Source organism: Streptomyces ipomoeae 91-03, from assembly GCF_000317595.1.
GTDB classification, from domain to species: domain Bacteria; phylum Actinomycetota; class Actinomycetes; order Streptomycetales; family Streptomycetaceae; genus Streptomyces; species Streptomyces ipomoeae.
Window position 1 is genome coordinate 1 of sequence record NZ_AEJC01000282.1, and the last position, 10,144, is coordinate 10,144.

The 10,144-nt window shown below is 70.7% G+C and carries 6 protein-coding genes; 2 read left to right on the plus strand and 4 right to left on the minus strand.

Annotated features, from left to right (window positions below; all coding sequences use genetic code 11):
• Positions 1-271: 271 nt before the first annotated feature.
• On the plus strand, positions 272-883 hold the full coding sequence (locus STRIP9103_RS18530; RefSeq protein WP_048820527.1) for a hypothetical protein: 612 nt from the start codon (positions 272-274) through the stop codon (positions 881-883).
• 105 nt (positions 884-988) lie between these two features.
• Positions 989-3,418: a protein kinase domain-containing protein gene (locus STRIP9103_RS18535; RefSeq protein WP_009314526.1), complete on the plus strand. Its 2,430-nt coding sequence runs from the start codon at positions 989-991 to the stop codon at positions 3,416-3,418.
• A 63-nt stretch (positions 3,419-3,481) separates the two neighbouring features.
• Here the strand turns inward: STRIP9103_RS18535 and STRIP9103_RS18540 are convergent, their stop codons facing one another.
• From STRIP9103_RS18540 to STRIP9103_RS18555, 4 genes are all read right to left on the minus strand, one after another.
• Positions 3,482-4,906 carry a S28 family serine protease gene (locus STRIP9103_RS18540; protein WP_009314535.1) on the minus strand — a complete coding sequence of 475 codons (1,425 nt, stop codon included), beginning with the start codon at positions 4,904-4,906 and terminating at the stop codon, positions 3,482-3,484.
• Between the two features lie 180 nt (positions 4,907-5,086).
• The gene (locus STRIP9103_RS18545; protein ID WP_048820525.1) at positions 5,087-5,446 is read right to left on the minus strand and encodes a hypothetical protein; all 360 of its coding nucleotides are present in this window, start codon (positions 5,444-5,446) and stop codon (positions 5,087-5,089) included.
• Between the two features lie 135 nt (positions 5,447-5,581).
• A complete protein-coding gene (locus STRIP9103_RS18550) occupies positions 5,582-9,388 on the minus strand; it encodes an ABC transporter ATP-binding protein (protein ID WP_048820526.1) in 3,807 nt (1,268 codons plus the stop codon).
• Positions 9,389-9,612: 224 nt separating this feature from the next.
• Positions 9,613-9,978 carry a hypothetical protein gene (locus STRIP9103_RS18555; protein ID WP_009314525.1) on the minus strand — a complete coding sequence of 122 codons (366 nt, stop codon included), beginning with the start codon at positions 9,976-9,978 and terminating at the stop codon, positions 9,613-9,615.
• Positions 9,979-10,144: the final 166 nt, after the last annotated feature.

Genomic DNA, 10,144 nt, shown 5'->3' on the forward strand with positions numbered 1-10,144 from the left:
GGCGCGCCCCCTCCGACTGCGCCGGTGGCGGTCCCTCGCAGCGCCACGGTGCCCTCCCCCGCGTACGCGTCTTGAGGTACCGGTCCTGGCGTACGAGCGCTACGTCGCACTCCTCGCGCACCACCCCCAAGTGACGCAAAGCGCACGGTTCGTCTGGCGTGGCCCTCGTCGTCCGGTCACGCTGGACCGAGGTGCATCGGGGGTGGCCATGCGAGGGGTGCGTCGCGTTCGAAGGGTGCGCCGGGTTCGACGTGTGCTCGCGGGGGTGCTCGTGTCCGCCGTCGTACTGCCGGCCGGGGCGCTGCTCTCGGGGTGTCAGGGCTGGTCGCGCGGTGGGGGCGAAGAGCCCGAGGAGCGGACGACCACCACCGCGCCCACCCGGCCGTCCGGGTACGGGACCGTGTTCCTCGCGGTCGGCGAGTGCAGTTCGTTCGGGACGACCAGCTTCACGGAGGTGCCCTGCGTCGGGGAGCGCGCCGCGGCCCGGGTCCTCGCGCGGCACGAGGGCCGGGTCACGCAGGGACCGCCGTGCCCGGCCACCACCGACTTCGTCCTCCACATCAGCGAGTCCCGGCCCGCCGCCGGCGAGGACGAGGACGGCGACGGCTCGGTGGCCCAGGGCTACGCCTGTATGCGCAAACTGCAGCCGCCGCACCCCGGCGACCCCGGCGGCGGCGGAGGCCCCCGCACCATCGTCGGCGACTGTGTCTACGGCGCCGGACGCGGCGAGGTCCGCGAGACCGCCTGTGACGGCGAGGGCAGGCACGACCCCGAGTACGAGGTGACGGCGGCGGTCGAGAAGAGGTCGCAGTGCCCGACGTCGACGGATCTGTATGTGCAGTTGGGGGGCAGCAAGCCGGTGGGGTGCGCGGTGCCGGTGTGACCTCCGATTCACCGGCGACCCGCCTGAATCGAACACCCCTCCGTACGCCGTAATCCCGGATCGATATCATCCGCTTACGGACCGTACGACGACGGTGGGGGAGCGATGGCCCAGGATTCTCAGGGCGCTTCGGGCAAGGAGGAGCTGCCGGAGATCCCCGGCTACCGCATCGACTCCCTCCTCGGGTCCGGCGGCATGGGCCATGTCTATCTCGGTACGTCTCCCTCGGGCCGCCAGGTCGCCGTCAAGGTGATCCGGGGCAATCTGGTCCACCAGCCCGACTTCCGGAGCCGTTTCCGCCGCGAGGTCACCGCCGCCCGGCAGGTCAGCGGGGCGTTCACCGCGCCGGTCGTGGACGCGGACCCGGACGCCGACCCGCCCTGGATGGCCACGCTGTACGTGCCGGGGCAGCCGTTGGACGAGCGGGTCAACAAGGGGCCGGCGCTCACGGACGAGGAGCTGTACCGGCTCGCCACCGGGCTCGCGGAGGCGTTGCGGGACATCCACCGGGTCGAGATCGTGCACCGGGACCTCAAGCCGGGCAACGTACTGCTCGCCGACGACGGCCCCCGGGTCATCGACTTCGGCATCGTGCGCGCCGCCGACGACGGCGCGCTCACCGCCCCCGGGCTCACCGACACCGGTGTCACGGTCGGCACCCCGCCCTTCATGTCGCCGGAGCAGATCCGCGCCCAGAAGGACGTCGGACCGGCCAGCGACATCTTCTCCTTCGGCTCGGTGCTGACCTACGCGGCGAGCGGCCATGTGCCCTTCGACGCGACGGACGTGTACACGATGGTGTACCAACTCGTCCATGAGCCACCGAAGTTGGACGGCCTGCCCGGCTGGCTGCGGCCCACGGTCGAGCGCTGTCTGGCCAAGGAGCCGGAGGAACGGCCGGACGCCACGGAGCTGCTGCGGCTGCTCAGCGCCTCGGCCCCGACGGTCCTGACCGCCGCCCCGGCTCCGGCACCGGCGACGGCACCGGCCGAGACGGCCGCATCGGCTGCTTCGGCCGCATCGGCCGCATCGGCGGACACCGAGTCGGCGGCGGCCCCGGAGGCCGGCACGGCGTCCACCGCCGCGGGCAGGTCGTCCGCCGACACAGACCCCGCGTCCACGGCCACGGACACGGACGCCGGGTCCACCGACATGGGTGCCGTGACCACCGACATGGGTTCCGTCCCCACTCCCCCGCCCCGCCGCCGGCGTCGCCGTCAGGCGCTGACCGTCGCGGCGGCCGTCATGGCGGTGGCCACGATCACCGGCGGGCTGATGTACGGCTTCCGCGACGACGACGGCAAGGGGTCCGACCCGGGCGGCGGCAGCCCCGGCCCGACCGCGAGCACGCGTACCGTCACCCAGCCGGAGGGGTCGGCCGCGTACCTCAGCTCGGAGTCCGGGACCGCCGGGTTCACGTACGCGTACCACGACAGCCCGGAGCGGCGCCCGGACGGCTGGCGGCGGTGGCAGTACAACCTCCTGGACAGCAGCTGCGTGTACGCCCAGGCGTCCCTGGTCTGCGTCGGCGACAGGACGGTCCGACTCGACGCCGCCACCGGCAAGGAGCTGTGGAAGAGCGACGAGGCCTCGGTGTACGGCCACAACGTGCCGGTCGTCGTCGGCGACACCGTGGTCGTCGACAACGGCGACCGTCTCATCGGCTTCTCGCTCGCCGACGGAAGCGTCAAATGGCGCTATGCGTCCGCGCAGCTCACCCAGAACCTCATGAGCGACGGGGAGCGCGTGTACGCGACCACCGAGGACGGCAGCGTGCACTCCGTCGACGCGCGCACGGGCGGGGAGAGCTGGCTGGACGGAACACTGGACCCGAGCGAGGCCACGGGAAGCGGTCCGTCGATGCGCGTCGTGGGGGACCGGCTCTATCTGTTCACCGACGACTCGAACGAAAGCCTCGGCGACGACCTCGTCACCGTCCTGGACAAGAACAGCGGCAGGCGTGTCGGCAGCTTCAAGCTGTCCCACCCCTGTGCGCCCACGACGGAGGCCGTGCTGGAGGAGGACGGCACCCGGTATCTGTACTGCGTGCGGGTCGACGAGGAGCAGGCGCCGATGGGCGGCTCCATCCTGCGCCAGGAGCTCGTGAAGGGCGCCAAGGGCACACGCACCCAGGCCGGCGCGATCCTCGGCAGCGGTCTGTCGGCGCCCGAACTGTCGGTGACCCCCGGCCGGGTGCTGTTCATCGCGCCCACCACGACGAGCGGCGAGCTGGTGGCCCTCGACACGATCAAGCGGAAGGAGCTGTGGCGCAAGAAGCTGCCCACCTCGGGTGTGTCCGAGATCGCCCCGGTCCAGGCGGGCGACCGCGTCTACACCGTCAGCACCCAGGGTGTCGCCGTCTTCGACGCGGACACCGGCAAGCAGCTCTACCGGCACAGCATCCCGTACCTGAACGACGAGAGCGGCTGGGAGGCCGGCCTGGCCATCGAGCCACTCGTGGCCGGCGGCATCGTCTACGCCCCCTCGACGAAGGTGGGCTGGATGAGCCTGGACACCACCGACGCCTCGGAGTAGCAGCGAGCCCCGGCACCGCGTCAAGGCGGCACCGGGGCTCGACTCACCTACAGCTCAGGGCGGTTACGGCCTGAGCGTCATCTCCCGCTCGACGTCCCGCTTGTCGAGCTTGGAGTCGAACTTCGCCAGCGGCTTCGCCTTGCTCGGGTCCGCCTGGACCGAGGTGGAGGCGACGCCGGCCCACTTGAGGATCCGGGCGGTGGCCAGGTCCTTCTCCGCGTCGACGAGTCCGGCGACGCGGGCGCCGTGGTTGGCGCCGGGGGCGGTGAAGACATAGGAGTCACGCGCGCCCTTGCCCAGGTGGAACGGCTCGGCGCCCCACGGGTCGTTCTCGCCGTACACGAACAGCATGTGGTGGGCGTTGTGACGGACCCAGGTGTCGACGTCCCGCATGGCGTACGGCTGGAACTTCATCTTGATGTCCCGGGGGACGAAGTTCCGCGGCGGCTGGTAGCCGTAGCGGATGTACTTCTTCTCGATGTGCGGGAAGACGATCGTCGGCGCGCCCAACTGCGTACCGGCCTGGTAGTAGTACGGCGTGTACGGCTCCAGGCCCTGGTCGGCGTACGAGGAGAAGCCGGCGATCGAGTCGACGGAGGCCCAGATCTCGTCGTCCGTGGCGTTCTTGGCGTCGGCCGGGATCGTGTCGCAGTCGGCGAGCAGGCTGTACTGCCAGAAGCCCCACACGTAGTCGAGGACGACGGCCTCGTACGCCTTGTCGAGGCTGCCGATGGTGTTGAAGGTGAGTCCCTCGGCGGCGGCGAACTCCGCGTACTTCTTCTCCAGCGGCTCCCGGCGGACCAGCGCCTCGCGCTGCACCGAGTTCAGCCGGTCGCGGCACTCCTTGGTGCCGACGTTCGCGAAGAACCGGTCGTACGCCGAGTCCTCCTTGTTGACCACGTCGTTGGGGGCGACGTACGCGACGACGCCGTCCATGTCGCGCGGGTAGAAGCGCTCGTAGTAGGTGGCGGTCATGCCGCCCTTCGACCCACCGGTCGAGATCCACTTCTTGCCGTAGATCTTCTTCAGCGCCTTGAAGATACGGTGCTGGTCGCTGGCCGCCTGCCAGATGTCCAGCTTGGACCAGTCGGCCGGGGCCGGGCGGGACGGTGTGAAGAAGCGGTACTCCATGGAGACCTGGTTGCCGTCCACGATCTGGGTGGGCTCGCGGCGGCTGGGGGTCGTGGAGACGTTGTAGCCGCCGGTGTAGAAGACCGTCGGGCGGCTGGTGTCCTTGTGCAGCACGGTGATCCGCTGCTCGAACGTGCCCTTGGAGGGGCGCCGGTGGTCGATCGGCTGGGTGTAGTTGAGGACGAAGAAGCGGTAACCCGGGTACGGCTTCTCCTCGATCAGGCTCATGCCCGGTATCGCGAGCAGCCGGTCCTTGATGTCAACGGTGTCCGATCCCGCGGCGTTGGCCGCCCCCGCCGTGCTCAACGTGCCTATGAGCACCACGAGCGACAGCACCCATCTGAGCGTTTTGCGCATACGTCTCTCCCCTGTGCAGCAGCTGTGCGCCGGAAGCTATCGGAGCCGCTGCCGGGGCACCAGGGAGGAAAGGGGCCAACTGGACTGGTTCCAGGCGGAGATGAGGAAGATAGGGAAAACCCTGTGCGGAACACCGGCCCGGCGTCGGACACGGCGGACGTGCGGCGGCCCGGTCACCGCTCAGCGGAGGATCCAGCCGGAGTCGTACGTCCGCGAACCGACCCGTGCGTTGATCCATACGCCGCGTCGGCCGGCGTGCACGGTCACGGGCCCCGCGGGGTGCTTCTCGTTCCTGGCCCAGCGCCCGCCCCACGCCCGTATCCGCACGGTCGCCTTACGGGCCTGGGACTCCTTCCTGGGCACGAACACGGCGCACACATACCGGCTGCCCTTGCGGTACACCCGTACGGACCCGGCGTCGAAGGTCAGGGTCCGCACCTTGCGGCCGGCGCACGACGGGGCCGCCGCCGTGCTGCCCACCCCCGGGCCGGCCAGGGTCAGCAGCCCGGCCGTCGTCAGCACGGCCAGCGCGAGCGCCATCGACCGCCGTGCCGCACCCCAGCCACCCCTGCCCACTGTTGCCCCTCCCGCCATGCGTCCGTACTGATGTACGGACGCATGGGGCGGGGCGAAAGGTTGCCCGAGGGGAGCAACACGCTTCTCAGGGGGTTGGTTCTACGGCTTGAGCACCGGCTCGCCCACGAACGTCCGCCACAGTTCCGCGTACCGGCCGTCCCGGGCCAGGAGTTCGTCGTGCGTGCCGTCCTCGGCGACCCGGCCGTGGGACATGACGACGACGCGGTCGGCGCGGGCGGCGGTGGTGAGGCGGTGGGCCACGACGAGGGTCGTACGGCGGCCGGCCAGGCGGTCGGTCGCCTGGTTGACCTGGGCTTCCGTGGCCAGGTCCAGGGCCGCTGTCGCCTCGTCGAGGAGCAGGATGTCGGGGTCGACCAGCTCCGCCCGGGCCAGGGCGATCAGTTGGCGTTGGCCCGCCGAGAGGTTGCGGCCCCGCTCGGCGACCTCGTGGAGGTAGCCGCCGTCCAGGGTGGCGATCATGTCGTGGGCGCCGACCGCGCGGGCCGCGGCCTCCACCTCGGCGTCGGTGGCCTCGGGGCGCCCGTACGCGATGGCGTCCCTGATGGTGCCCTGGAAGAGGTACGCCTCCTGCGGGACGACGCCCAGGCGGTGACGGTACGACGTGATGTCGAGGTCGCGCAGGTCCGTGCCGTCGACGGTGACCCGGCCGCCGGTGGGGTCGTAGAAGCGGGCGACCAGTTTGACGAGGGTCGACTTGCCCGCGCCCGTCTCACCGACGAAGGCGACCGTCTGGCCCGCCGGGATGGCCAGCGAGACCCCGCTCAGCGCCGCTTCCCCTTCGATGGCGGCCCCGTACGCGAAGTCCACGTCCTCGAAGGTGATGTCGCCGCGCAGGGACAGGACCTCCAGCGGCTCGGCGGCCGACTTGGTGGAGGTGGGTTCCTGGAGGAGTTCCTGGATGCGGCCCAGGGAGACGGTGGCCTGCTGGTAGCCGTCGAAGACCTGGGAGAGCTGCTGGACCGGGGCGAAGAACAGGTCGATGTAGAGGAGGTACGCCACCAGGGCGCCCGTCGTGAGGGTGCCCGCCTCCACCCGGTGCGCGCCCACGATCAGGACCGCCGCCGCGGCCACCGACGACAGGAACTGCACGAACGGGAAGTAGACCGAGATCAGCCACTGGCCGTGGACACGGGCGTCGCGGTAGCTGCTGCTGCCCGCCGCGAACCGCTCGCCGCCGTCGCGCTCGCGCCGGAAGGCCTGGACGATACGCAGGCCCGACACCGTCTCCTGGAGATCGGCGTTGACCCCGGACACCCGCTCACGCGCCAGTTCGTACGCCTTCACGCTCGCCCGGCGGAAGAAGACCGTACAGATGATCAGCGGGGGGAGGGTCGCGAAGACGACGAGGGCGAGCTGGAGGTCGATCACGACCAGGGCGACCATGATGCCGAAGAAGGTGACGACGGAGACGAAGGCCGTGACCAGGCCCGTCTGCAGGAACGTCGACAGGGCGTCGACGTCGGTCGTCATCCGGGTCATGATCCGGCCCGTCAGCTCCCGCTCGTAGTAGTCGAGTCCGAGACGCTGGAGCTGGGCGAAGATCTTCAGACGGAGTGAGTAGAGGACGCGTTCGCCGGTACGGCCGGTCATGCGCATCTCGCCGATCTGGGCCGCCCACTGGGCGAGGACCGCGAGCAGGGCGAGCACGGACGCGGCCCAGACGCCGCCCAGAGCCACCTGGGAGACGCCCTCGTCGATGCCGTACCGGATCAGGACCGGGAGCAGCAGACCCATGCCCGCGTCGACGGCGACCAGGGCCAGGCTGAGCAGGAGGGGCCGGCCGAAGCCACGGAGGAGGCGCCTGAGGCCGTACGAGTCCTCCGGCGCGACCGCGCGGGCCTCGTCGACGCGGGGGGTGTCGGTGGCCGGGGGCAGGGCCTCGACCTGGGCGAGGAGTTCGGGGGTCGCCGGGGTGCCGTCGAAGGCGGTGTCCCGCGGTTCGCGGTCGCCGGTCCACAGGCGGGGGGTGATGCCGCGCTCGGCGTCGAACTCGGCGTCCAGTTCCTCCCGTATCGAGTCCCGTAGCGAGTCGCGGCAGGCGTTGGCGTTGCCCTCGGTGGTGGGGAGGGTCTGGGGGACGTGGCCGGGGGACACGCCGCCCAGTTCGTCGGGGTCGGTGAGGAGGCGGCGGTAGAGGGCGGAGCGCCGCTCCAGCTCCTCGTGGGTGCCGAGGTCGGCGAGGCGGCCCTGGTCGAGGACGGCGATGCGGTCGGCGAGGCCGAGGGTGGAGCGGCGGTGGGCGATGAGGAGGGTCGTGCGGCCCGCCATGACGTGCGCCAGCGCCTCGTGGATCTCATGTTCGACTCGGGCGTCCACCGCCGAGGTCGCGTCGTCGAGGACGAGCAGGCGGGGGTCGGTGAGGAGCGCTCGGGCGAGCGCGATGCGCTGGCGCTGGCCGCCGGAGAGGGTCAGGCCGTGTTCGCCGACCTTGGTGTCGTAGCCGTCGGGGAGGTCCCGGATGAAACGGTCCGCCTGGGCGGCGCGGGCCGCCTTCTCGATCTGCTCGTCCGTCGCGTCCGGGTGGCCGTACGCGATGTTGGCGCGGACCGTGTCGGAGAAGAGGAACGAGTCCTCGGGGACCAGGCCGATCGCGGCGCGGAGGGAGTCGAAGGTCAGTTCGCGGACGTCGTGGCCGCCGACGAGGACGGCGCCCCGGGTGACGTCGTAGAAGCGCGGGAGGAGGAGGGAGACGGTCGACTTGCCGGAGCCTGAGGTGCCGACGACGGCCAGGGTCTCGCCGGGGCGGATCTCGAAGGAGAGGCCCTGGAGAACGGGGGTCGTCTTTCCGGAGGTCGTCTCCCCGGAGGTCGTCTCCCCGGAGGTCGTCTCCCCGGAGGGGTCCTCGTAGCCGAAGTGGACGTCGTCGAACTCGACCGTCGCGGGTGCGTCGGCCGGGAGGGTCTTGGTGCCGTCGGTGAGCGTCGGCTCAGTGTCGATCAGCTCCAGGACGCGCTCGGTACCGGCCCTCGCCTGCTGGCCGACGGTCAGGACCATGGCGAGCATGCGGACGGGGCCGACGAGCTGGGCCAGATATGTGGAGAAGGCGACGAACGTGCCGAGCGTGATGTGACCGCGTACGGCGAGCCAGCCACCGAGGGCCAGCATCGCGACCTGGCCGAGGGCGGGGACGGCCTGGAGGGCGGGGGTGTACTTGGCGTTGAAGCGGATGGTGCGGAGGCGGCCGGCGAAGAGACGACGGCCGACCTCGCGGAGCTTGCCGGTTTCTTGTTCTTCTTGTCCGAAGCCCTTCACTACGCGTACGCCGCTGACCGCGCCGTCGACGACGCCCGCGACGGCGGCGGCCTGGGCCTGGGCGTACCAGGTGGCGGGGTGGAGCTTGGTGCGGCTGCGTTCCGCGATCCACCACAGGGCGGGGGCGACGGCGAGGGCGACGAGGGTGAGGGGCAGCGACAGCCACGCCATCACGACGAGGGAGATCAGGAAGAGGAGGAAGTTGCCGATCGTCATCGGCAGCATGAAGAGCAGGCCCTGGATGAGCTGGAGGTCGCTGGTCGCTCGGCCCACGACCTGGCCTGTCGACAGTTCGTCCTGGCGGCGGCCGTCGAGGCGGGTGATCGTCTCGTACATCTCCGTGCGGAGGTCGTGCTGGACGTCGAGGGCGAGGCGACCGCCGTAGTAGCGGCGGATGTAGGTGAACACGTAGACGAGGAGGGCGGCGGCGATGAGGGCGCCGGCCCAGGGGGCCATGTCCCGGGTCCTGTCTCCGATGACGTCGTCGATGATCACCTTGGTGATCAGGGGGACGATGGCCATCAGGGCCATGCCGGCGAGGGAGGAGCCGAGGGCGAGGAGGACGTCCTTGGGGTACCGCCAGGCGTAGCCGGCGAGCCGGCGGGCCCAGCCGGTGTTCGGCTTGTCCTCCATGGCTTTCTCCCCTATGGCTTCCTCCCCCTGTCGCGCGGCCACGCGGTGCCCTCCTTGTCGTCCCGGTCGTCCCGGTCGTCCCGGTGTCGTCCCGATGTCGTCCCGATGTCGGCCCTGTTGTGCTGCTGGGTCGTACCTGGGTGTGCTGCTGGTCCGGAAGGGACCAACACCGGTGGGGGTGGATTTCATCCCGGTGTGATGTTTTGGCTGCGCCCCTTCGATGCTCAGGACATCAGGCCGCTTGCCCTGGCGATTCCTTCCACCTCTCGGCGGAGGTACTCGCGCTCGGCTTCACTCTCGTCACGGTTGGTGACGGGGTCGTACTCGGTCAGGGTGCCGGGGGCGTAGGGGTTCAGGTGGTCGAGGAGTCGGCGTAACTTCTGGCCGAATTCCGGGGTGAACAGTTCCTGCTCGCGTGGGGAGAGCTGGATGTCGATGTCGATGTCGACGTTGCGGTGGGACAGCGCGTCGTTCGTGCCCTTGAGGATGCGCAGCAGCAGCGCGTACGACTCCGGGTCGAGGCTGCCCTGAAGCTCGGCCAGGTACAGCACGAACTGCTCGGCACTCTCCAGGAAGGCGTCTTCGTTCATGGGGGCATGCTGGCAAAGCGCCGGTGGCATTTCGGGGGCTTCACGGCGATCGAGTGGCATTTCCCTGTAGGGGTTGACAAACGGGACCACGCCTCCGGCGGTTGGGCCGGGGTGCCGGGTGCCTCCGGCGGTTGGGTGGGGCGCCCGCGGGTGCGTGGGGGGGGTC